21 protein-coding genes are annotated in these 22487 nt (G+C 70.9%); 19 read left to right on the forward strand and 2 right to left on the reverse strand.

Annotated elements, in window-relative coordinates:
• The first annotated feature begins 8 nt into the window (after positions 1–8).
• The 8 genes from leuS to holA all read left to right on the forward strand — a co-directional run bounded on the left by leuS (position 9) and on the right by holA (position 10208).
• On the forward strand, positions 9–2594 hold the full coding sequence (leuS, locus tag AC5RVZ_RS14480) for a leucine--tRNA ligase (RefSeq protein ID WP_494066470.1): 2586 nt from the start codon (positions 9–11) through the stop codon (positions 2592–2594).
• A gap of 90 nt (positions 2595–2684) precedes the next feature.
• Complete coding sequence (locus AC5RVZ_RS14485; protein ID WP_494066471.1) at positions 2685–3317, forward strand: ComEA family DNA-binding protein; 633 nt, start codon at positions 2685–2687, stop codon at positions 3315–3317.
• Between the two features lie 115 nt (positions 3318–3432).
• On the forward strand, positions 3433–3876 hold the full coding sequence (locus tag AC5RVZ_RS14490; RefSeq protein WP_494066472.1) for a hypothetical protein: 444 nt from the start codon (positions 3433–3435) through the stop codon (positions 3874–3876).
• A 2-nt stretch (positions 3877–3878) separates the two neighbouring features.
• Positions 3879–4346, forward strand: a complete 468-nt coding sequence (locus AC5RVZ_RS14495) for a hypothetical protein (RefSeq protein ID WP_494066473.1) — start codon at positions 3879–3881, stop codon at positions 4344–4346.
• Positions 4346–5296, forward strand: a complete 951-nt coding sequence (locus tag AC5RVZ_RS14500) for a DUF6545 domain-containing protein (protein WP_494066474.1) — start codon at positions 4346–4348, stop codon at positions 5294–5296. The genes AC5RVZ_RS14495 and AC5RVZ_RS14500 overlap by 1 nt, the downstream gene beginning before the upstream one ends.
• On the forward strand, positions 5293–6360 hold the full coding sequence (locus tag AC5RVZ_RS14505) for an alpha/beta hydrolase family protein (protein ID WP_494066475.1): 1068 nt from the start codon (positions 5293–5295) through the stop codon (positions 6358–6360). The genes AC5RVZ_RS14500 and AC5RVZ_RS14505 overlap by 4 nt, the downstream gene beginning before the upstream one ends.
• 350 nt (positions 6361–6710) lie before the next feature.
• Positions 6711–9143, forward strand: a complete 2433-nt coding sequence (locus AC5RVZ_RS14510) for a ComEC/Rec2 family competence protein (RefSeq protein ID WP_494066476.1) — start codon at positions 6711–6713, stop codon at positions 9141–9143.
• A gap of 27 nt (positions 9144–9170) precedes the next feature.
• On the forward strand, positions 9171–10208 hold the full coding sequence (gene holA, locus AC5RVZ_RS14515; protein WP_494066477.1) for a DNA polymerase III subunit delta: 1038 nt from the start codon (positions 9171–9173) through the stop codon (positions 10206–10208).
• A gap of 118 nt (positions 10209–10326) precedes the next feature.
• On the opposite strand, the gene rpsT is transcribed toward holA, so the two are convergent.
• A complete protein-coding gene (gene rpsT / locus AC5RVZ_RS14520) occupies positions 10327–10587 on the reverse strand; it encodes a 30S ribosomal protein S20 (RefSeq protein ID WP_494066478.1) in 261 nt (86 codons plus the stop codon).
• A gap of 112 nt (positions 10588–10699) precedes the next feature.
• On the reverse strand, positions 10700–11464 hold the full coding sequence (locus tag AC5RVZ_RS14525; protein ID WP_494066479.1) for an alpha/beta fold hydrolase: 765 nt from the start codon (positions 11462–11464) through the stop codon (positions 10700–10702).
• 68 nt (positions 11465–11532) lie between these two features.
• Between AC5RVZ_RS14525 and lepA the strand changes: the two genes are divergently transcribed.
• From lepA to era, 11 genes are all read left to right on the forward strand, one after another.
• Entirely contained in the window at positions 11533–13383 is a 1851-nt protein-coding gene (gene lepA / locus AC5RVZ_RS14530) for a translation elongation factor 4 (RefSeq protein WP_494066480.1), read from the forward strand.
• A 9-nt stretch (positions 13384–13392) separates the two neighbouring features.
• The gene (locus AC5RVZ_RS14535; RefSeq protein WP_494066481.1) at positions 13393–14049 is read left to right on the forward strand and encodes a DUF1990 domain-containing protein; all 657 of its coding nucleotides are present in this window, start codon (positions 13393–13395) and stop codon (positions 14047–14049) included.
• Between the two features lie 2 nt (positions 14050–14051).
• Positions 14052–15269 carry a radical SAM family heme chaperone HemW gene (hemW, locus tag AC5RVZ_RS14540; protein WP_494066482.1) on the forward strand — a complete coding sequence of 406 codons (1218 nt, stop codon included), beginning with the start codon at positions 14052–14054 and terminating at the stop codon, positions 15267–15269.
• Between the two features lie 83 nt (positions 15270–15352).
• Positions 15353–16393 carry a heat-inducible transcriptional repressor HrcA gene (gene hrcA, locus AC5RVZ_RS14545; protein ID WP_494066483.1) on the forward strand — a complete coding sequence of 347 codons (1041 nt, stop codon included), beginning with the start codon at positions 15353–15355 and terminating at the stop codon, positions 16391–16393.
• A gap of 51 nt (positions 16394–16444) precedes the next feature.
• A complete protein-coding gene (dnaJ, locus tag AC5RVZ_RS14550; protein ID WP_494066484.1) occupies positions 16445–17551 on the forward strand; it encodes a molecular chaperone DnaJ in 1107 nt (368 codons plus the stop codon).
• A gap of 3 nt (positions 17552–17554) precedes the next feature.
• On the forward strand, positions 17555–18286 hold the full coding sequence (locus AC5RVZ_RS14555) for a 16S rRNA (uracil(1498)-N(3))-methyltransferase (RefSeq protein WP_494066485.1): 732 nt from the start codon (positions 17555–17557) through the stop codon (positions 18284–18286).
• A gap of 53 nt (positions 18287–18339) precedes the next feature.
• Positions 18340–18687 carry an HIT domain-containing protein gene (locus AC5RVZ_RS14560; protein WP_494066486.1) on the forward strand — a complete coding sequence of 116 codons (348 nt, stop codon included), beginning with the start codon at positions 18340–18342 and terminating at the stop codon, positions 18685–18687.
• Positions 18644–19756, forward strand: a complete 1113-nt coding sequence (locus tag AC5RVZ_RS14565; protein WP_494066487.1) for a PhoH family protein — start codon at positions 18644–18646, stop codon at positions 19754–19756. Before AC5RVZ_RS14560 ends, AC5RVZ_RS14565 begins: the two co-directional genes overlap by 44 nt.
• A complete protein-coding gene (gene ybeY / locus AC5RVZ_RS14570; RefSeq protein WP_494066488.1) occupies positions 19753–20223 on the forward strand; it encodes an rRNA maturation RNase YbeY in 471 nt (156 codons plus the stop codon). The genes AC5RVZ_RS14565 and ybeY overlap by 4 nt, the downstream gene beginning before the upstream one ends.
• The gene (locus tag AC5RVZ_RS14575; RefSeq protein ID WP_494066489.1) at positions 20220–21572 is read left to right on the forward strand and encodes a hemolysin family protein; all 1353 of its coding nucleotides are present in this window, start codon (positions 20220–20222) and stop codon (positions 21570–21572) included. Before ybeY ends, AC5RVZ_RS14575 begins: the two co-directional genes overlap by 4 nt.
• Positions 21569–22486 (forward strand): GTPase Era, encoded by a 918-nt coding sequence (era, locus tag AC5RVZ_RS14580; protein ID WP_494066490.1) that lies wholly within the window; start codon positions 21569–21571, stop codon positions 22484–22486. Before AC5RVZ_RS14575 ends, era begins: the two co-directional genes overlap by 4 nt.
• Position 22487 lies beyond the last annotated feature (1 nt).

The following is a 22487-nucleotide window of genomic DNA, read 5'->3' on the forward strand; positions in this document are numbered from 1 at the left end:
CCACCCTCGTGTCACGAACCATCACCCCCGACACCAACGCGCCTTCCGACGGCTACGACGCGTACGCGATCCAGCAGAAGTGGCAGGCGCGCTGGTCCGAGTCGGACCCGTTCCGCGCCGGCGGTGACGATGACACGCGGCCGCGCAAGTACGTGCTCGGCATGTTCCCGTACCCCTCGGGCGACATGCACATGGGGCACGCCGAGAACTACGCCTACGTCGACACGGTGGCACGGTTCTGGCGCCACCGCGGATACAACGTGCTCAATCCCATCGGGTGGGACTCGTTCGGCCTCCCCGCCGAGAACGCCGCCATTCAGCGCGGTGCCGACCCGCGGGAGTGGACGTACGCCAACATCTCGCAGCAGCGCGAGAGCCTGAAGAACTTCGGCACGTCGTACGACTGGAGCCGGGTGCTGCACACCAGCGATCCGGAGTACTACCGCTGGAACCAGTGGCTGTTCCAGCGCCTGTACGAGCGGGGCCTGGCCTACCGCAAGGAGAGCCCGGTCAACTGGTGCCCGAACGATCAGACCGTGCTCGCGAACGAGCAGGTCGTGGACGGTCACTGCGAGCGGTGCGGTGCCGAGGTGGTCAAGAAGAAGCTGACGCAGTGGTACTTCAAGATCACGGAGTACGCCGACCGCCTGCTCGACGACCTCAACCAGCTCGAGGGCTTCTGGCCTCAGAAGGTCATCCGGATGCAGCGCAACTGGATCGGCCGTTCGGTGGGCGCCGACATCGACTTCGAGATCGAAGGTCACCCCGAGAAGGTGACGGTGTTCTCCACCCGCCCCGACACGCTCCATGGCGCGACGTTCATGGTCGTCGCCCCCGACAGCGACCTGGCGGCGGAGCTCGCGGCCGGCTCGTCGGCCGAGGTGCGCATGCGCTTCCAGGACTACCTGGAGCGCGTGCAGCGCGAGAGCGACATCGAGCGTCAGAGCACGGACCGACCCAAGACCGGCGTGTTCCTGGACCGCTACGCCGTCAACCCGATCAACGGCGAGCGGCTGCCCATCTGGGCCGCCGACTACGTCCTGGCCGACTACGGGCACGGCGCCGTCATGGCGGTGCCCGCGCACGACCAGCGCGACCTCGACTTCGCCCGCGCCTTCGGTCTGCCCGTGAAGGTCGTCGTCGACACGACCGCACCGATCACCGGAGCCATCCCCGTCATCGAGACGGACGACGAGGGCGTTCCGCTGGACCCGGGCGCCGACATCCCTTCGCTGGACGACGTCGATCCCGCGCGCACCGGGATCGCCCTGACCGGTGACGGCCGGATGATCAACTCCGGCTCGCTGGACGGACTGTCCAAGCGCAACGCGATCGCCCGGATCATCGAGGAGCTCGAGGCCGCCGGCACCGGACGCGCCGCGAAGTCGTACCGCCTGCGCGACTGGCTGATCTCGCGCCAGCGGTTCTGGGGAACGCCGATCCCCATGATCCACACGCAGGACGGCCGGATCGTCCCGGTGCCCGACGACCAGCTGCCGCTGCGGCTCCCCGACGCCAAGGGGCTGGACCTGGCTCCGAAGGGAACGTCGCCGCTCGGCGGCGCGTCGGAGTGGATGCAGACCACCGACCCCGAGACGGGCGAGCCGGCGCTGCGCGACCCCGACACGATGGACACCTTCGTCGACAGCTCGTGGTACTTCCTGCGCTTCCTCTCGGCCACCGACCCCGATCAGCCGTTCCCGACCCGCGAGGCCGGCAAGTGGGCTCCCGTCGACTCGTACATCGGCGGGGTCGAGCACGCGATCCTGCACCTGCTGTACGCGCGCTTCATCACCAAGGTGCTCTTCGACATGGGACTGGTGGACTTCACCGAGCCCTTCTCGAGCCTGATCAACCAGGGCATGGTGCTGCTGGACGGCTCGAAGATGTCGAAGTCCAAGGGCAACCTCGTCGAGTTCGCCGCGAGCATGGTCGACCCCGGCGCCGACGCCGTGCGCGTCGCGATCGCCTTCGCCGGACCGGTCGAGGACGACATCAACTGGGAGGACGTCTCGACCACGGGCGCCCAGAAGTTCCTCGCGCGCGCCTGGCGCGTGGCGAAGGACGTCACCAGCGACCGCGATGTGATCTGGGCGGAGGGCGATCCGGCGCTGCGCCGCATCACGCATCGTCTGCTCGCCGACGCGCCGAGCCTGGTCGAGCAGACGAAGTTCAACGTCGTCGTGGCGCGCCTGATGGAGCTGGTGAACGCCACCCGCAAGGCGATCGACACCGGCGCCGGTCCCGCCGACCCCGCGGTGCGGGAGGCCGCCGAGGTCACCGCGATGGTGCTGGATCTGTTCGCGCCGCACACCGCGGAGGAGATGTGGGAGATCCTCGGCTACGACGGCTTCGTCGGTCTGGTGCCGTGGCGCACCGCCGACCCGACGCTGCTGGTCGAGGAGTCCGTCACGGCGGTGGTCCAGGTCGATGGCAAGGTGCGCGCCACGCTGCAGGTGCCGGCACGGATCGACGCGGGCGAGCTGGAGCAGCTCGCGCGTGCCGACGAGAAGGTGACCCGCTCGCTGGCGGGCCGCGAGATCACGCGTGCCGTGGTGCGACCGCCGAAGGTCGTGAGCTTCAGCACGCACTGAGGCTCCTCCACAGGCCGGTCGGGCGCTGCGTCCCCCACAGGAGGCGCCGGCCAGGTGAACGTGTGTCCGACGCGTTTCTAGCGTGGGGCTGTGACAGCCGCCGGCGCATCGGACGGCGCCGCCCCGCGGCGACGCCTGGGTATCGGCGCGCTGATCGTCCTCGTGATCGCCGCGCTGGCGATCACGGTGGCCATCGGCATCCTGCGGGGCGCCTCGGCCCCCGTCGACCGGATCGAGGTCGACCGGACGACGGATGCCTCGGCGGGAGCCGGCGCCGAGCTGTATGTCCATGTCGCCGGAGCCGTCGTCGAGCCGGGACTGTATGTCCTGCCGGCCCATGCCCGCGTGGTCGACGCCGTCGCCGCCGCCGGCGGGCTGACCGATGACGCGGACGGCGACGCCATCAACCTCGCCCGTCCGCTCAGCGACGGTGAGCAGCTGCACGTGCCGCGGCAGGGCGAGAGTCCGCCCTCGGCCTCGGGTGGTGCGCCCCCGGAAGGGGCGGCACCCGGCGGAGCGGCGCCAGGAAACGGCCGAGTGGACCTCAACACCGCGGACGAGGCACTGCTCGACACGCTGCCTCGCATCGGTCCCGCGCTGGCGCAGCGGATCATCGCGTGGCGCGACGAGAACGGCCGGTTCACCAGCGTCGAGGACCTGCTCGCGGTGCCCGGGATCGGCGACAAGATGCTCGAGTCGCTGCGCGACCTGGTGACCGTGTGAGCGCCGCGGTCGGTCCTTGGGTTCGCGACGCGCGGCCGGTATGGTTTAGACGTGTCCAAGACGCGCCGGGCGGCCGGCGTGCTCTTCTGGCACCGGGAGCGAGGCAAGACACCGTATGACACCCATCGAATCGGACGAACAGCGCCGGGCGACCGAGCTGTTGGCCAATCGACTGCGGACACTCCTCGACGTCACCGAGGCTCGCACCGGGACGGAGGTGACGTTCACCGCGATCTCGGACTATCTCACCGGTCGCGGCATCGCCTTGTCGCGGGCGCGGTGGTCGTACATGGTGAACGCTCATCGGTTCGTCGACGACGGCGAGCTGCTCGACGCGATCTCCGACTACTTCGGCGTGCCCCACGGGTACCTCCGCGGCGAGGGGGAGACGCCTGAGATCGTGACCGCACAGCTGGACCTGGTCCGCGCGATGCGAGCGGCGAAGGTCCGCACGTATGCGGCACGAACGCTGGGGGACCTGTCGCCGGAGACGCTCGGCGCCATCACGAAGTACCTGGACAAGGAAGCTGCACGGGCTGGGGACTCGCAGAAGAGCTGAACATGCCGCACTGGATCAATCCGGAGGTGCCCCATCTGCCGGTCGAGGTGGACGAGGGGATCACGCTGGACGAGCTCGTCACCAGGATCCAGGACGCCCGCGGCAGACCTCTTCGCATCGAGGAGCTCGCCGAGCTGACCGAGAACGACAGCGCTCTGTGCGGGCTGTGGCTGGCCACCGATGACGCGGACATCATCCTCCATGCGCCGAGCGAGTCGCCGTTGCACCGCAACCAGTTCATCCTCCACGAACTGGCGCACATGCTGCTCCTGCATGACCGCGTGGATGACACCGGCGGCTACCTCACCCCCTCGGTGCTCTCCGGCTTCGAGAACGCCACCATCATCAAGGCCCTCGGCCGCGACTGCATCAGCGACGAGTACGAGTTCGCTGCCGAGCGCCTCGCCGACGTCCTCGCCACTCGCATGCGCCGCCGGCCGGTGTCGAAGTTCTCGGAGATCTTCGGCTGATGGTCGAGCTCATCGTCAGCGCCTTGATGTGGGCGCTCGTCATCGTGCTCATCGTCTTCCGGCGTGCACGCAAGGAACGATCGGTCCTCTACGCGGCCATCACCATCGCCATCACGATGATGCTCAACGACGACCGGCTCTACCTCGCCGTGGATGGCTGGTTCGGTGGCCGTGACATCGTGCACCTTTTCAGCGCACTCACACTCATGGTCGGCGTCCATTACCTCGCTCAGGGTGTCTCCCGCGCCACGGCCCAGCCGCACATCAGCGGCTGGCCTGCCCGCGTCGCACTGTGGGCCGCGCTCGTCATCACGACCGTCGCCTTCTTCTCGGTGCCGCACCTGGGCGAGACGACGGAGAGCTTCATGCGGGTGTATGGCAGTCACCCGGCCGCGGCGGTCTACGCCTCGACGCAGTACATCTATCTCCTATACGTGTTCTCGGCGCTCGTCCTCTTCGCGCTGCGGACCACGCGGGACGGCCGTCTCGCGCGTGAGAAGATCGCCGGTGGACTGCTGCTGACGGGGTCGGTGTGCACACTCGCGTTGTCCATCACCGTCATCGGGATGAACCTCGCGCAGCTCGTCGGCGGCCTGGCGGCGGCGGAGCCGTGGCGTCCCACGTACTACCTCCTCCAGCTCGGAACGTTCGCGTTCCTCACCGCGGGCCTGGCGACCGCACCCATCGTGCGCTGGGTGAGCGAGAGCCGTCGCGATCGCGAGATCGAGCGATACCTCGACAAGCTGTACCCGCTCTGGCGGAGGGCCACGCAAGCGCGGCCATCACCACAGCTGGACGGGCAGGATGCCGACCAGGAGGACAGGCTGCACCGCCGCATCGTGGAGATCCGCGACGCCGCCATGGATCGCCGCAACGGATTCCACCTCACCGATGTCGACCGGCGGCTGCTCGCAGACGCCGAGCAGCGCCTCTTGGCCGGCAGCCGGTGACGATCGGCTACGCGCTCGCCCGCGCGCTCACCGCGCAGTCGGGCACGCGCAGGTTCCCGCTGCGCATCGTGGCGACCGGGGAGCGCACCATCACACTGAAGGCCACGTCGCCGACGACCGAGCCGGGGGAGTGGGGCCTGTTCCGCGAGTCCGGCGGACACATCCGCCTGGCCGGCGAGCCGCAGCAGGAGCGCGGGCGCGTCACGTGGCGGGTGGCGGGCGATGACGAGCTCCCAGCGGCAGGTGAGCGTGTGTCATGGACGGGCATCGTCGCGCCGCACCCCGCCGTCGCCGGTCTGAGCTGGATGGATCACGTGTTCGTCACGCGCGCCGGTGCGTTGCCGGCCTGGTTCGTCGACGCGGATCCGGGCGAGGCTCGCGATCTCTGGGCGGTGCATGTCCACGGGCTGGGATCGTCCCGCGCCGGCACGCTGCGCGGGGTTGCGGCGGCGTGCGCGGCGGGCCTGCCGTCCATCGTTCCCGCCTGTCGCAACACCGCCGAAGGCCCGCGTGTCGGTCGAGGCCGCAGTCACCTGGGTGCGACCGAAGCAGAAGACATCGCCCAGGTGCTCGAGCGGGCCACCGTCACCGGGAGAGAGCGCTTCGTTCTGTTCGGCTGGTCCATGGGGGCGCAGATCGCGCTGCGTCTGGCGACGAGTGAACGCTGGGGTCATCGCATCGACAGGATCGTGCTCGACTCGCCCGTCCTCGACTGGCGCAGCGTCCTCACCGCGAACCTCCGCCGTCACGGGCTTCCGCCCCGCGCGGGCCGGCTGGCTGAGTCGTGGCTGCAGAACACGGCGAAAGCGCACCTGGTGGGCTTGGAGCGGCCGCTCGATCTCGACGAGATGGATTGGACGCGTCGCGCGGCATGCGTGCCGCAGCCCGTTCTCATCCACCACGGCATCCGTGACTGGTCGGCGCCGGTGGCTTCGTCGGAGGCGTTCGCGGCCGCCGCGCCGGCCGCACAGCTGGTGACCTCTGCCGGCGGACATACGACCGCCTGGAACGTGGACCCCGCCGGGTGGGCGCGCGCGACCGTGTCGTTCCTGCGGGGATGCTGACCCACAGCGCTTCGTGAGCGCGGAGTCGTGTGCGGTTCGAGGGCGCGTCGCGCGCAGCATTGCAGGCCGAACGGCGCGGCGGACAGGCGCGCCGCAGAGGGCTCCCCAGCGCCGGCGGCGTCGAGCCCAGGACAGCCGCCCGGACTCCCCACTGTCCGAACGGCGCGGCCGTGGCCCCCCGACCGGCCGCACCGTTCGGCATCGTTAGACTAGTCTAACGAGCACCGTCAGACCAGCCTTATGCTGTCGCGATCGTGACCTCTCCTCCCCAACATGCTGGGGCGATGGGTGTCTCACAGATCTGTCGGCCTCGAAGCAGAGACGCACCGGGTGCTCGCTACCGTCGGGGTGTGGCATCCGGGAGACTGCGAACCGCCGCACTGCGCCTCGTTCCGGTGGCCGGCGCGGCGTGGGCTGTAGCGGGCATCGCGACCTTCCACCCGAACGCTGCGGCGTGGCTCGCGCTCGGGCTCTGGTCTGCGGCGATATCCGGCCTCCTGCGCGCGGCGGCCGCCCGCTCCGCCCAGCACCGCCGGCCTGAACACCCGGAGGCATCGAGTTCACGGTGGGGAAGAAGCTGCCGCGCGTTCGCGCGGAAGGTCGGGTGGTGGGGGAAGCCGGGAATGGCCGGGGCGGTGGTCGTGCTGTCGCTCGCCGCGGCTGCGACAGTGGCATCGCACGTCGCGCTGGCGCAGCCGGTGCGCGCGCACGCCGCCTCGCTCGCGCTCGAGGGCGGCCGTGCGGTCGAGGTCCGCGCGCGCGTGACGGGCAAGGTCGAGCTGCGCCCCGACGGCGCTCTGGGCTTCGACGCCGCGGCATCGACGATCGCCGCCGGCGCCCGCTCGCACGCCGTCGCCGTCGACGTCGTCGTGCGCGTCGACCCCGCGGAGGTGGACCGGCTGCAGCGCCTCGACGTGGGCGCGGAGCTGTGGGCGCGGGGGACCCTGTCGGCCGCCTACCCAGGTGAACGAGCCGTGCTCGTGGTGTGGGCGGGGCGAGGCGTGGAGATCATCCGCGGCCCGGAGGGCGTCACCGCCGTGACGGCCGACCTGCGGCGAGGTCTCGTGCGCGCCGTCGACGGTCTCCCGGGTCAGGGTGCGGGACTCGTGCCGGGCCTCGCCGTGGGCGACACGGCGGCGGTGGAACCCGCGCTCGATGCCGCGATGAAGCAGTCGTCGCTGTCGCATCTGACCGCCGTGTCGGGCGCCAATTGCGCGCTCGTCGTCGGCATCGCCTTCGGACTCGCCGCGGCGCTCGGCGCCCCGCGCCGCGTGCGGATCGGCAGCGGCCTGGCGGCGCTCGCGGGCTTCGTCGTCCTCGTCACACCCGAGCCGAGCGTCGCGCGCGCGGCGACGATGGCCGCCGTGGCGATGACGGCCCTGCTCCTGGGGCGACCGGGTGCCGGCATCGGGGTGCTGTCGCTCGCGGTCGCGGTGCTGCTGATCGCGGACCCCTGGCTCGCCGCATCCCTGGGGTTCGCGCTGTCGGCGGTGGCCACCGCATCCCTGCTTCTGCTCGCTCGTCCGCTGGCGGACGGACTGGGGCGATGGATGCCGCGCGCCCTGGCTCTCGCGCTGTCGGTGCCGCTTGCGGCTCAGCTGGCCTGCGGGCCGCTGCTCATCCTCATCTCGCCCCAGGTCCCGCTCTACGGCGTCGTCGCGAACCTCCTCGCCGGTCCCGCAGCCCCCGTCGCGACGGTGCTGGGACTTGCGGCGTGCCTGACTGCGCCACTGCCGTGGCTGCAGGACGGCCTGGCGGCACTGGCGTGGCTGCCCGCATCGTGGATCGCTGCCACAGCCGGCACGGTGTCGGCGCTGCCCGCGGACACGCTGCCGTGGTGGGAGGGGATGATCGGTGCGGCTCTTCTCGCGCTCGTCGGCGGGGCCGTCGCGGTGGTCCTCGTCGGGCCGCGGGGGCGGGGGCGGCGCACGCGCGCACTGCGCGTGCTCTGCGGTGTGCTGGTGGCCGGCGTCGCCGGCACGGCGTTGGGCGGCGGCGCGCTGTCGACGATCGCGGGCCGCTGGACGCTGCCGGCCTCATGGGCGGTGCTCGCGTGCGACGTCGGCCAGGGCGACGCCGTGCTGCTGCGGTCGGGTGAGGCGCTGGCGCTGGTCGACACGGGGCCCTCGCCCGACGCGCTGACCTCGTGCCTGACGCGCGCCGGCGTGGACCGCGTGGATCTGCTCGTGCTCACCCACTTCGATGCCGACCACACCGGCGGGGCCCCGGCCGTCGTGGGACGTGTGGGCACGGTGCTGCACGGGCCACCCGACAGCGACGGTGCGGACATCCTGCGCGATCTGGCAGAGGGAGGCGCACGTCTGGCGGCGGCGAGCGCGGGCATGAGCGGCTCCCTCGACCGGGCACGGTGGCGGGTGCTGTGGCCGGACCCGGCCCGTTCCGGATCCGTGCCGGGGAACGACGCCAGCGTCGTGCTCGACGTCCGCGGCGGCGGCATTCCGCCCACGCTTCTGCTCGGCGACCTGTCCGCCGACCCTCAGCGTGCGGTGCGGACCTCCGGCGGGCTCGCTCCGCCGTACGCGATCGTGAAGGTCGCCCACCACGGCAGCGCAGACCAGGACGCGGCCCTCTACGACGCGTCCGATCCCGCGCTGGCGATGGTGACGGTCGGTGCCGACAACGACTACGGGCATCCGCGCGCCGAGATCCTCGCCGTCCTCAGCGGGGGAGGGGCGCGTGTCGCGCGGACCGACCAGGACGGCGTCATCGCGGTCTGGGAATCCCGCGGGGCGGTGTCGGTGTGGCGGGAGCGAGGCGGCTGAGTCGGTGCTCATCGGTAGGCTGGAGCCATGGCCTCGACCGCGCGCCGCGCACCAGCGAAAGCCGCGAAGTCCGCGATCCCGCAGCTGTCGTGGCGAGCGCCGCAGCCCGCGCCGATCGTTCTCGTCTCGGGGCCCGAGGACGTCTGCGCCGAACGCGCGATCGCGGGTGTGCGGGACTACCTGCGCGCCGAGGATCCGACTCTCGAGATCTCGGATCTGCGCGCCGACGACTACGCAGCCGGCTCCCTGCTGGCGGTGACGTCGCCGTCTCTGTTCGGCGAACCCCGTCTGGTGCGTGTGACCGGCGTGGAGAAGTGCTCCGACGCGTTCCTGAACGAGGCGCTGTCGTACCTGTCGGCGCCGCAGGACGGCGCCACCGTGGTGCTGCGGCACACCGGGGCGACCGTGCGCGGCAAGAAGCTCCTGGACGCGATCCGAGCCGGCGACGGCGGCGGCGTCGAGATCGCATGCCCGGCGATCAAGCGGGACTCCGACCGTTTCGACTTCGCCGCGGGAGAGTTCCAGGACGCCAGGAAGCGCATCGCGCCCGCCGCGCTGCGAGCGCTCGTCTCGGCGTTCGCGGATGACGTGACCGAGCTGGCGGCCGCCTGCCAGCAGCTCATCGCCGACGTGCCCGGCGACGTCACCGAGCAGGTCGTCGAGCGGTACTACGGCGGACGCGTCGAGACTTCGGCGTTCACCGTCGCCGACACGGCGATCTCCGGCCGCTACGGCGACGCCCTCATCGCGCTCCGCCACGCTCTCGCATCCGGCGCCGACCCGGTGCCGCTCGTCGCGGCGGTGGCGTCCAAGCTGCGCACGATGGCGCGTGTCGCGGGCAACCGCGAGCCGGCGGCGCGGCTGGCCTCGCGACTGGGGCTCAAGGACTGGCAGGTCGACCGGGCGCGTCGCGATCTGGTGGGCTGGAACGAGGCGAGCCTCGGCATGGCGATCCAGGCCGCGGCGCGAGCGGATGCCGAGGTGAAGGGCGGCTCACGGGATGCGGTGTTCGCGCTCGAGCGCATGATCACCGTGATCGCGACGCGCGCGCCGTATGGTTCCTGAGCAGGCGCGCAGCGCCGTACCGAAGCGCAGTTCCGGAGCAGGCGCGCAGCGCTGTGGCAAAAGCGAAAGGCCCGCCCCGACGGGGCGGACCTTTCGAATCCTGCGGCCTGGAACCGGCTCAGAGCGCGGAGACCTGCTTGGCGATGGCCGACTTGCGGTTCGCCGCCTGGTTCTTGTGGATGACGCCCTTGCTGACGGCCTTGTCCAGCTTCTTGGTCGCCGTCGCCAGCGCCTTCTCGGCAGCGGCACGGTCGCCGGCCGCGATCGCCTCGCGCGTGCGGCGCACGAAGGTCTTCAGCTCGCTCTTGACGGCCTTGTTGCGCTCGCGCGCCTTCTCGTTGGTCTTGTTGCGCTTGATCTGCGACTTGATGTTCGCCACGTGTCGACGTTCTTTCGTTCGGAGTGAATCGGATTGATGCCGTTCGGCGAGAGAGGGGCGCCTCGCGGCGGTCGTGAGGGCGAACCCACACGCAAGCCAAACAAGGATTCTATCAGGTCTCGCGCGGCTCCTGCGCCCCGACGGAGACGGCGACCCGGGCGCCCTGCTCGATCGTCGTGATCGCGAGATTGAGCAGCGCGTTGAACACCGCCGGTCGCATCGCCGTGACCAGGTGCGTCGTCCGCGGCACGATGATGAGCTCTGCGTGCCGCGCCACCCGCTGGAACAGCCGCTCGTTGACCCGCATCTGATCGTACTGGCCGTTGATGAACCACAGCGGGACATCGATGCGCTGCAGCGCCGCGAGCAGGTCCAGCACCGACAGACTCCGCAGCGCGGCATCCTGCGTGTCGAACGCGTACCCGCCCGCGCCGAAGTCCGGCACCGTCTCCGGCGGCAGGGTGCGGCTGAGCATCTGCATGGTGAGCCACATGCCGCGGTCGGGCAGCGAGTCGAATCCGCGCGCGAGCAGGCGGTACGTGGCCAGGCCGATCCCGCGCGGGATGGCGGTGCACGCGGCGGCGATGAACCCCGCCACCGGCGGAGGATCCTCGCGGCCGACGTACTCGATCGACAGCAGGCCGCCCATCGAGTGACCGGCGAGCAGGACGGGCCCGCGAGCGGCGGCATCCGTCACCGCCTCGTCGATCGTGGCGAACGCGCCCTCGAGCGTGAACGTCTCGCTCATGCGGGTGCCGTGACCGGGCAGATCCACCGCCGTCACCGGATTGCCGCGGGCACGCAGGTACTCGACCTGCGTGCGCCACATCGTCGCGGACGTCCGGATGCCGTGCACGAGCACGACCTGGACCACCATGCCGACAGGCTATCGGGGTCGCTCGACGCGTGAACCGCGGCATCCCCGACCCGTAGAATCGTCTGAACATGTCACCGCGCGCCCTGAAGCCTCTCGAGCCGTCTGCGACCCCTCCCGAGCTGATCCGCAACTTCTGCATCATCGCCCACATCGACCACGGCAAGTCGACGCTGGCCGATCGGATGCTGCAGATCACCGGCGTGGTCGCCGACCGCGACATGCGCGCGCAGTACCTCGACCGCATGGACATCGAGCGCGAGCGCGGCATCACCATCAAGTCGCAGGCCGTGCGGATGCCCTGGTCGACCGCCGACGGCACGTTCGCGCTGAACATGATCGACACGCCGGGCCACGTCGACTTCACCTACGAGGTCAGCCGCTCGCTGGCCGCGTGCGAGGGGGCGATCCTGCTCGTCGACGCGGCGCAGGGGATCGAGGCCCAGACGCTGGCGAACCTCTACCTCGCTCTCGAGAACGATCTGCACATCATCCCGGTGCTCAACAAGATCGACCTGCCGGCGGCCGATCCCGAGAAGTTCGCGGCCGAGCTCGCTGGTCTCATCGGCGGCGATCCCGACGACGTGCTGCGGGTGAGCGGAAAGACCGGAATGGGCGTGGAGACCCTGCTCGACCGCATCGTCGAGCAGATCCCGGCGCCCCAGGGCGACGCGAACGCGCCGGCGCGCGCGATGATCTTCGACTCGGTGTACGACTCGTACCGCGGCGTCGTGACGTACGTCCGGATGGTCGACGGCAAGCTGGAGCCGCGCGAGCGCATCCAGATGATGTCGACGAGGGCCACCCACGACCTGCTCGAGATCGGCGTCTCCAGCCCCGAGCCGGTCCCGACGAGGGGACTGGGCGTCGGAGAGGTCGGCTACCTCATCACCGGGGTGAAGGACGTGCGGCAGTCGAAGGTCGGCGACACGATCACGAACCAGCGCAAGCCCGCCTCCGAGGCGCTTCCGGGCTACACCGATCCGAAGCCCATGGTCTTCTCGGGGATCTACCCCATCGACGGCAGCGACTACGCCGAGCTGCGCGAGGCGCTGGACAAGCTGAAGCTGTCGGACGCCTCTCTCCAGTACGAGCCCGAGACCTCGGTCGCTCTGGGCTTCGGCTTCCGCTGCGGGTTCCTGGGGCTGCTGCACCTCGAGATCATCACCGAGCGCCTCTCGCGGGAGTTCGGCCTGGACCTCATCACGACCGCTCCGTCGGTGACCTACGAGGTCACCACCGACACCGGCGAGACGGTGACGGTCACCAACCCCAGCGAGTATCCCGATGGCCGCGTCGCGGAGGTGTCCGAGCCGGTCGTCAAGGTCGGCATCCTGCTGCCGAAGGACTACGTCGGCACGGTCATGGAGCTGTGCCAGGGGCGCCGCGGCACGCTCCTGGGAATGGACTACCTGAGCGAGGACCGCGTCGAGCTCCGCTACAACATGCCGCTCGGTGAGATCGTGTTCGACTTCTTCGATCATCTCAAGTCGCGCACGCAGGGCTATGCGAGCCTGGACTACGAGCCCGCCGGCTCGCAGACCGCCGACCTGGTGAAGGTCGACATCCTGCTCCAGGGCGACAAGGTCGACGCGTTCAGCTCGATCGTCCACCGTGAGAAGGCGTACGCCTACGGGACGATGATGACCGAGCGTCTGCGCAAGCTCATCCCGCGCCAGCAGTTCGAGGTGCCCATCCAGGCGGCCATCGGCGCACGGATCATCGCCCGCGAGAACATCCGCGCGATGCGCAAGGACGTGCTCGCGAAGTGCTACGGCGGTGACATCACACGCAAGCGCAAGCTCCTCGAGAAGCAGAAGGAGGGCAAGAAGCGCATGAAGATGGTGGGCCGGGTCGAGGTGCCCCAGGAGGCCTTCATCGCCGCGCTGTCGGGAGACGTCGAGGGCAAGGGCGCCAAGTAGGCTTTCGGCATGCGTCGAGGAACCTTCCGTGACGATGAGACCGTCGACTACGCCGCCGTCGGGGCGACGCAGGCGCCCGACCTGATGCAGTACCCGCCGGAGCGCAGCATCCCGGCCGAGGAGTCGTGGCGCATCGGCAGCGGCGAGGCCCGCTTCCGCAGCGCCGGCGAGGCGCTGATGTCGTGGGCGGCTCAGCGCGGGGCGGGTCTGCAGGTCAGCGATGTCAAGCCGGCTCCGGGCCCGATGTACACGGGCGTGAGCTTCGATGCGGCCGGTACGCCCATCGCGCCCAGCCGGTCCGAGGCGGATCTGCGCTACGACGCCGACGGCACGCCGTACGTGGGACCCGGGACGACGATCCGCGTGGTCGGTCGCGTCAAAGGGCTCCGCGCCGACGCGCGGCTGCGTGTCATCTTCGCGGTCGAGGAGCCCCGGCGGGTCGGCTTCGCCCTCGGCACCGTCGGGGACTCCGTCGTCAGCGGCGAGGAGTCCTTCATGCTCGACTGGCGTGACGACAACGACGAGGTGTGGTTCACCGTGCGCGCCTTCGACGCGCCGCAGGCGCTGCTGTACCGGCTGATCCCGGCCCTCACCCGCCGGCGCCGGCGCGAGCTGTTCACCGGATACCTGCGCGCGATCTCGCCGCTGTACACCACGCCGGCCTAGTCATGGGATCGGCACTGCCGGTGGGCGAGCCCGTCCCCGCGGACGGCTCGCTGCCGCCCTCCGTCCGGATCGACCCGGCCGCCGCGTTCGGCGTCTATCTCCACGTGCCGTTCTGCACCGTCCGCTGCGGGTACTGCGACTTCAACACGTACACCGCCACCGAGCTGCGCGGCGTGCGCCGCGAGGACTTCCCGGAGGTGCTGCTGCAGGAGGTGGAGCTCGCCCGGCGTGTCATGGCCGACGCCGGCCTCGTGCGGTCGGCGTCGACGGTGTTCTTCGGCGGCGGCACGCCGACGCTGCTGCCGCCGGGCGACCTCGCGCGCATGCTCGACGGCGTCCGCGACGCACTCGGAGTCGAGGAGGGCGCCGAGATCACGGTGGAGGCGAACCCCGACACCCTGAGCGACGGCGTCGCCGCCGAACTGGCCGCCGCCGGTGTGACGCGGGTGTCCATCGGCATGCAGTCCGCGGTGCCGCACGTCCTCGCCGCGCTCGACCGCACGCACGACCCGGACAACGTCCGAACCGCGGTGGCGGCTGCGCGCCGTGCCGGCATGGGCGTGAGTGTGGACCTCATCTACGGCGCCCCGGGGGAGACCCTCGCGGACTGGCGCGCCTCGCTCGAGGCCGCCATCGCGCTGGGTCCCGATCATGTCTCGGCGTACGCGCTGATCATCGAGGAGGGCACGAAGCTCGCGCGGCGGATCCGCCGTGGCGAGGTCCCCGCGCCCGACGACGACCTGCAGGCCGACATGTACGAGCTGGCGGACGAGCTGCTCGGGGCCGCGGGCTTCGGCTGGTACGAGGTGTCGAACTGGGCGCGCGGGGAGCGGCACCGCTCCCGTCACAACCTGGGCTACTGGTCGGGCGGGAACTGGTGGGGCTTCGGTCCCGGCGCGCACAGCCACATCGGCGGCGTCCGGTTCTGGAACGTCAAGCACCCGGCCGCGTACGCCCAGCGCCTGGCGAGCGGGACCTCGCCCGCGGCGGCGCGTGAAGTCCCGGATGCCGCGGCCCGCGCGCTCGAGGCCACCATGCTCCGCACCCGCGTGCGGGAGGGGCTGGCCGTGACCGCGCTCGCCGAGCACGGGCGACGGGCCGTCGCCGGACTCATCGCCGACGGACTCGTCGAGGCAGCCGACGCGCTGCAAGGCAGGGTGGTCCTCACCCGACGAGGCCGACTGCTCGCCGATGCCGTCGTGCGCGCACTCGCGGCCTGACGCGCTTCCGGGCCGGATCGCGGGGCATCCGGTAGAATTGGCACTCGAGTCATGCGAGTGCCAACGGCGTGAGGAGGGACGGGATGGTCAGCGAGCGCGGACTGCAGGTGCTGCGGGCGATCGTCCAGGACTACGTCGACACCCGCGAGCCCGTCGGCAGCAAGGCGATCGTCGAGCGGCACGCGTTCGGCGTCTCCGCCGCGACGATCCGCAACGACATGGCGCAGCTCGAGGACGAAGAGCTCATCGCCGCCCCGCACACGTCGTCGGGCCGCGTGCCGACGGACAAGGGCTACCGCGTCTTCGTCGATCACCTCGCCGAGCTGCGCCCGCTCAGCTCGGCCCAGCGGTCCGCCATCGCGTCGTTCCTGGACGGGTCGACGGATCTCGACGACGTCCTCGCGCGCACGGTGCGCGCGCTCACGCAGCTGACCGGCCAGGTGGCGCTGGTGCAGTACCCGTCCTTCGCCCGCGCGAACATCACGCATGTCGAGCTGGTGCAGCTGGGCGGCGGCCGCATGCTGGTCATCGTGGTCACCGACACCGGGCGGGTCTCGCAGCGCCTGACGTTCGTGCGCGACGAGTTCGACGACGCGGACCTCGCCCGCATGCGCGCGGATCTGGGGACGCTGCTGGTCGGCCGGTCGGTACGCGACGGGCTGCAGCGGATCGGCGAGCGACTCTCGAACGTGCCGCCGGGCGCTCCGGCTCGCGAGGCGGCCACGGACGAGATCGTGCGGGCCGTCGCCGAAGAGCTCGAGGAGTTCCGGCAGGACCGGCTCGTCATGGCCGGCAGCGCCAACCTCGCCCGGCGCGAGGCGGACTTCCGCGGCAGCATCTACCCGTTGCTCGAGGCGATCGAGGAGCAGGTGACGCTGCTGCGGCTCATGGGCGAGATGGTGGCCGACGAACAGGGGCTCTCGGCCAGCATCGGGCGCGAGAACGAGCCCTTCGGTCTTGCCGAGGCATCCGTCCTCGCCAGCGACTACGACACCACCGGCTCGCGCGCCCGCGTCGGCGTGCTCGGGCCCACCCGCATGGACTACCCGACCAATCTCGCGGCGGTGCGAGCCGTCGCGCGCTACCTCACGCGGCTGCTCGAGGAAGACGAGAGCGGCCGCTGACGCGGACGCGCACACACGATCCCGCGGCATCCCCGCGGCAGGAAGGCGAAAGTGGCTGACCACTACGAGGTCCTCGGCGTCTCGCGCGACGCCACCCCCGACGAGATCAAGAAGGCCTACCGGCGTCTGGCCCGCGAGCTGCACCCGGACGTGAACCCAGGGGAGGACGCAGCCGAGCGGTTCAAGCTCGTGACCCACGCCTACGATGTGCTCAGCGACCCCGAGCAGCGCGCCCGATACGACATGGGCGGCGACAGCCCCTTCGGCGGCGCCGCAGGCTTCGGCGGGTTCAACGACATCTTCGAGACGTTCTTCGGCGCAGGCGGCGCCCGCGGCGGTCGGCCGCGGTCGCGCCGCGAGCGCGGCCAGGACGCGCTGGTGCGCGTCACCCTCGAACTCGGCGATGTCGTGTTCGGCGTGCACCGTGACATCGAGGTCGACACGGCCGTCCTGTGCGAGACGTGCCAGGGGTCGTGCTGCCAGCCGGGCACCAGTCCGGTCACGTGCGACATCTGCCACGGCACCGGGCACGTGCAGCGCCAGGTGCGGAGCCTCCTCGGCAACGTCGTGACGACCCAGCCGTGCAACGTCTGCCAGGGGTACGGCACCACGATCCCCTACCCGTGTGCGACGTGCCAGGGGCAGGGCCGCGTGCGCGCACGCCGGACCGTGTCTCTCGACATCCCGGCAGGCGTCGAGACCGGGCTGCGGCTGCAGCTGCCCGGCTCGGGCGAGGTCGGGCCGGCCGGCGGACCCAACGGCGACCTGTACATCGAGGTGACCGTGGCCCCGCACGACGTCTTCAGCCGCGACGGCGACGACCTGCTCGCGACCCTCGAGGTGTCGATGCCCGACGCCATCCTGGGCACGACCACGACCATCCAGTCGCTGGACGGACCGGTCGACCTCGAGATCCGTCCCGGCGCGCAGGGCGGCGACGTCCTGACGATCAAGGGGCGGGGCATCACCCCCCTGCGCGGCTCCCAGCGCGGCGACCTGCGGGTGGGCCTGCACGTCGTCACGCCGACCCGGCTGGATGCGAAGGAGCGGGCCCTCATCGAGCAGTTCGCCAAGCGCACGAAGGCGCCGCCGCCCCGCCTCGCGGAGTTCCACCAGGGACTGTTCGCCAAGCTGCGCGACCGCTTCCGGAACGGCTGACGCATGCCGCTGCACTTCCTGCTGGACGAGCCGACGGACGCCGGCCCCGGCGGAACCGTCGTCCTCGCCGGAGCGGAAGCGCACCATGCGGCCGCGGTCCGGCGCGTGCGGGTCGGCGAGGACGTCACGGTCGGCGACGGCCGGGGCGCCTGGCTGAGCGGCCGCGTCCAGACCGCGTCGCCGCGGGAGGTCGTGGTCGGGATCACCGACAGGCGAGACGTGCCCCCGCCGACGCGTCGCCTCGTGCTGGTCCAGGCGCTCGCGAAGGGCGATCGCGACGAACTGGCCGTGCAGGCGGCGACCGAACTGGGCGTGGACGAGATCGTCCCGTGGCAGGCGGCGCGCAGCGTCTCGCGGTGGGATGCCGTCAAAGCGCGGAAGGGTCGCGAACGGTGGGCCGGGATCGTGCGCGAGGCGGCGAAGCAGGCGCACCGCGCGTGGGTGCCCGAGGTGACGCCGCTGGCGACCACGCGGGACGTCGCCGACCGCGCCTCCGCGGCCGTCGTGCTCGTGCTCGAGCCGACCGCCTCGGTCCCGCTGACGGCGCAGCCCCTCGCGGGCGACCGCGACATCGTGCTGGTGGTGGGACCCGAAGGCGGGATCGCACCGGAGGAGGTGGAGACCCTCGCCTCCAACGGCGCACTGCCCGTGCGGCTGGGCGACACCGTCCTGCGGACATCGACGGCGGGACCGGCCGCGCTCGCCGTCGTGAGCGCGGCGGTCGGGCGCTGGTGAAGGCCGGAGCCGCGGGCCGTCCCGGGGCGGTGCCTCGTCGGTAGACTGGCCGCATGAGCGAACCATCGATCTTCTCGCGGATCCGCAACGGCGAGATCCCGTCGGAGATCATCGCGGAGACCGAGAACGCCTTCGCGATCCGCGACATCGCTCCGCAGGCGCCGGTGCATCTGCTGGTCATCCCCAAGAGCCAGGAGTACCGCAACGTCGTCGAGCTCGCCGCCGGCGACCCCGAGCTGCTGGCCGAGCTGATCGGTCTGGCCAACAGCCTGGCAGCCGAGCACGCCGACGGCGATTTCCGCCTGATTTTCAACACGGGTCCCGGCGCGGGCCAGACCGTCTTCCACGTGCACGCCCATGTGCTCGCGGGGGGCTTGGAGGAGAAGAGCCTCGGTGGCTGACGAACCCACAACAGCCCGGATCTACGCCGACGGCGTCGCAATGGTGCAGCTGCTCGGCCCCCAGGACCGCCTGCTGCGCGTCGTCGAACGGGAGCATCCCGGCGTCGACGTCCATGTCCGCGGCAACGAGATCACCCTGACAGGAGATGCGGACGCCGTCGCGGCGGCCCGCAGCCTCGTTGATGAGCTGCTCGCGATGACCAAGGCGGGTCACGCCCTCGGCGAGGAGGACGTGGCGTCGTCCAACCGCATCCTGCGCAGCGAAGGGGGCCCGCGGCCCTCGGAAGTGCTCGGGGAAGCCATCCTGTCGTCGCGAGGGAAGGTCATCCGGCCCAAGACACTCGGGCAGAAGGCGTACGTCGACGCCATCGAGGAGAACACGATCGTGTTCGGCATCGGTCCGGCCGGCACGGGCAAGACCTACCTCGCCATGGCGAAGGCCGTCCAGGCGCTTCAGCGCAAGGAGGTCAACCGCATCATCCTGACGCGGCCCGCGGTGGAGGCGGGGGAGCGGCTGGGATTCCTCCCCGGCACCCTCACGGACAAGATCGACCCGTACCTGCGCCCGCTGTACGACGCGCTGAACGAGATGATGGACCCCGAGATCGTGCCCAAGCTCATGGCGACCGGCACCATCGAGGTGGCGCCGCTGGCCTACATGCGCGGTCGCACCCTGAACGACTCCTTCGTCGTGCTCGACGAAGCGCAGAACACCACGCCCGAGCAGATGAAGATGTTCCTCACCCGCCTGGGCTTCGGCACGCGCATGGTCGTCACCGGCGACATCACGCAGATCGACCTGCCGCAAGGCGCGTCGGGGCTGCGTCTGGTGACGCGCGTGCTCAAGGACATCGACGACATCCACTTCGCGTACCTCACCAGCGACGACGTCGTGCGCCACACGCTGGTCGGTCGCATCGTCGACGCCTACAGCGAGTACGACGAGCGACGGCTCGCGGCGCGGCGCGAGCGGGATGAGGCATCCGAGTTCGCCAACCGGGCCGAGCGCCGGGCGGCCGCGCGGCCGGCCGGTCCCCGCGATCACCTGCCGAAGCGAGGACGCTCATGACGATCGAGATCGGCAACGAGTCCGGCATGGACGTCGACGAGACGGTGCTCCTGCGGCTCATGGAGCACAACCTCGCCGAACTGCATGTCAGCCCTGAAGCCGACGTCGCGATCCTGCTCGTCGACGAGGGCGCCATGGAGGCGCTGCACGTCCAGTGGATGGACGAGCCCGGGCCCACCGATGTGCTGAGCTTCCCCATGGACGAACTGCGTCCGGGCACCGAGGACATGCCCACGCCCGCGGGGCTCCTCGGCGACATCGTGCTGTGCCCGCAGGTCGCCGAGACGCAGGCGGCTGCGGCCAAGCACAGCACGCTGGACGAGCTGATCCTCCTCACCACGCACGGCCTGCTCCACCTGCTCGGCTTCGACCACGCCGAGCCGGACGAAGAGCGGGAGATGTTCGGCCTGCAGCGCGACCTCATCGCCTCCTTCCAGGCATCCGAGCGTCGCCGACACCGCGCATGACCGCTGCCCTCCTTCTCGTCGGCGCAGCCCTCCTGCTCGCCTTCGGCGCCCTCATGGCCGCGATCGATGCCGCGCTCTCGGTGACCTCGCGCGCCGATCTGGCGGAGCTGGGCGCGGACGGACGCAACGCCGGGACGCTGCAGCGCATCGCGGCCGATCCGGAGGCGCACGCGAACGCGGTGGTGTTCATCCGCGTGCTCGCCGAGACGGCGGCGGCGGTTCTCGTGACCGTGGCGTTCACGCTGCTCTTCGAGAGCATCTGGTGGGCCATGCTCGCCGCGGCCGTCCTCATGACCGGCGTGTCGTACGTCGTGGTGGGCGCCAGTCCCCGCTCGGTCGGTCGGCTGCATGCCAAGGGACTCCTGCGCGGCGCGGCGCCTGTCGTCCGCGGCGTCCGCATCATCCTCGGCCCGCTCGCACACGGGCTGGTCGCGCTCGGAACGCGCATCACGCCGGGGGTCTCCCGAGGGGCGTCGTTCGCCTCGGAGGAGCAGCTGCTGAGCATCATCGACGAGGCGGCCGAGAACGAGCTCATCGAGGAGGACGACCGGGAGCTGATCCACTCCGTGTTCGACTTCACCGACACGTTCGTGCGTGCCGTGATGGTGCCCCGCACCGACATGGTGACGGTGGATGCGTCCGCCACCACCCGGACGGCGATGTCGATCTTCCTCGAGAAGGGCGTCTCGCGCATCCCGATCGTCGATGACGAGGCCGACGACGTCGTGGGCGTGCTGTACCTGAAGGACCTCGTGCAGTTCGGCTTCCTGGACGAGTCCGGATGGCGCGACGCGCCCATCACGCGGATCGCCCGGCCCGCGGTGTTCGTGCCCGAGTCGATGAAGGCGGAGACGCTTCTGCAGCAGATGAAGCGCGACGCCATCCACGTGTGCCTCGTGGTCGACGAATACGGCAGCGTCTCGGGTCTGGTCACCCTCGAGGACCTCATCGAGGAGCTGGTCGGCGACATCTCCGACGAGTACGATCCGCGCGCCGACGAGGTGACGGAGCTCGAACCGGGACACTATCGCGTGAGCGCCCGACTGGGGCTCGCCGAGGTGGGCGACCTGTTCGGCATCGAGCTCGAGGACGACGACGTGGACTCCATCGGGGGCCTGCTCGGGAAGGCGCTCGGGCGCGTGCCGCAGCCGGGAGCCACCGCCGAGTACGGGGGACTGGTGCTCACCGGAGGCGCCTCGCGGGGCCGGGGGCGCGGTATCGCCACGGTGTTCGTCGAACGGGCGCCGTCGGCACCGGAGCCCAGCCGGGCGCCGAGGACCGGGGAGACGCGGGTGATCGACACGCGGACGGGTGAGATCCGCGTCGCGAGGAAGGCGGAGAACGGATGACCGATGAAGCGGGTGCCGCCGACGCCGGGAAGCGCTCGGGCTTCGTGACCTTCGTCGGCCGGCCCAACGTCGGCAAGTCGACGCTGACGAACGCACTCGTCGGCGAGAAGGTCGCCATCACGAGCGACAAGCCGCAGACTACGCGGCGCGCGATCCGCGGCATCGTGAACCGCCCGGGCGGCCAGCTGGTCCTCGTGGACACCCCGGGGCTGCACAAGCCGCGGACGCTCCTGGGGCAGCGGCTGAACGACCTGGTGGAGCAGGTGCTCGGCGACGTCGACGTGATCGGCTTCTGTGTGCCGGCGACGGAGAAGGTCGGACCGGGCGATCGGCGCATCGCCGAGTCCCTCGACGGCTACCGCCGCGCGAAGAAGGTCGCCATCGTCACCAAGACCGACGCCGCGACGCGTGAGCAGATCACCGATCGCCTGGTGGAGGTGGACTCCCTGCGCGAGGACTGGGCGGCGGTGATTCCGCTCTCCGCCCTCACCCGCGACCAGCTGGACGTGCTCACGGACGAGCTGCTGTCGCTCATGCCGCAAGGGCCCGCGCTCTACCCCGAAGGCGTGGTGACGGACGAGTCGCTCGAGGACCGCATCGCGGAGATCATCCGCGAGGCCGCCCTCGACGGCGTCCGCGACGAGCTTCCCCACTCCATCGCCGTCACGATCGACGACATCGCCGAGCGCGACGAAGGCGGCCTGACCGACGTCTACGCCAGCATCGTCGTCGAGCGCGACAGCCAGAAGGCGATCATCATCGGTCGCAAGGGCGCGCGCCTGCGGGATGTCGGCACACGAGCCCGGGCGCAGATCGAGCCGCTCGTGGGCATGAAGGTCTTTCTCAAGCTGCACGTGCGGGTCGCCAAGGAGTGGCAGCGCGATCCGAAGCAGCTCGGACGACTCGGCTTCTGAC

It is taken from the genome of Arthrobacter sp. Cza30 (assembly GCF_059090765.1).

What these genes read in the sequence shown, in the direction of transcription:
- hrcA (WP_494066483.1), top strand. Translation starts at nt 15,353, where the DNA reads ATGGTCAGCGAGCGCGGACTGCAGGTGCTGCGGGCGATCGTCCAGGAC.
- hemW (WP_494066482.1), top strand. Translation starts at nt 14,052, where the DNA reads ATGGGATCGGCACTGCCGGTGGGCGAGCCCGTCCCCGCGGACGGCTCG.
- AC5RVZ_RS14555 (WP_494066485.1), top strand. Translation starts at nt 17,555, where the DNA reads ATGCCGCTGCACTTCCTGCTGGACGAGCCGACGGACGCCGGCCCCGGC.
- AC5RVZ_RS14490 (WP_494066472.1), top strand. Translation starts at nt 3,433, where the DNA reads ATGACACCCATCGAATCGGACGAACAGCGCCGGGCGACCGAGCTGTTG.
- lepA (WP_494066480.1), top strand. Translation starts at nt 11,533, where the DNA reads ATGTCACCGCGCGCCCTGAAGCCTCTCGAGCCGTCTGCGACCCCTCCC.
- AC5RVZ_RS14535 (WP_494066481.1), top strand. Translation starts at nt 13,393, where the DNA reads ATGCGTCGAGGAACCTTCCGTGACGATGAGACCGTCGACTACGCCGCC.
- era (WP_494066490.1), top strand. Translation starts at nt 21,569, where the DNA reads ATGACCGATGAAGCGGGTGCCGCCGACGCCGGGAAGCGCTCGGGCTTC.
- AC5RVZ_RS14560 (WP_494066486.1), top strand. Translation starts at nt 18,340, where the DNA reads ATGAGCGAACCATCGATCTTCTCGCGGATCCGCAACGGCGAGATCCCG.
- AC5RVZ_RS14575 (WP_494066489.1), top strand. Translation starts at nt 20,220, where the DNA reads ATGACCGCTGCCCTCCTTCTCGTCGGCGCAGCCCTCCTGCTCGCCTTC.
- AC5RVZ_RS14565 (WP_494066487.1), top strand. Translation starts at nt 18,644, where the DNA reads ATGTGCTCGCGGGGGGCTTGGAGGAGAAGAGCCTCGGTGGCTGACGAA.
- AC5RVZ_RS14500 (WP_494066474.1), top strand. Translation starts at nt 4,346, where the DNA reads ATGGTCGAGCTCATCGTCAGCGCCTTGATGTGGGCGCTCGTCATCGTG.
- ybeY (WP_494066488.1), top strand. Translation starts at nt 19,753, where the DNA reads ATGACGATCGAGATCGGCAACGAGTCCGGCATGGACGTCGACGAGACG.
- AC5RVZ_RS14525 (WP_494066479.1), bottom strand. Translation starts at nt 11,464, where the DNA reads ATGGTGGTCCAGGTCGTGCTCGTGCACGGCATCCGGACGTCCGCGACG.
- holA (WP_494066477.1), top strand. Translation starts at nt 9,171, where the DNA reads ATGGCCTCGACCGCGCGCCGCGCACCAGCGAAAGCCGCGAAGTCCGCG.
- AC5RVZ_RS14495 (WP_494066473.1), top strand. Translation starts at nt 3,879, where the DNA reads ATGCCGCACTGGATCAATCCGGAGGTGCCCCATCTGCCGGTCGAGGTG.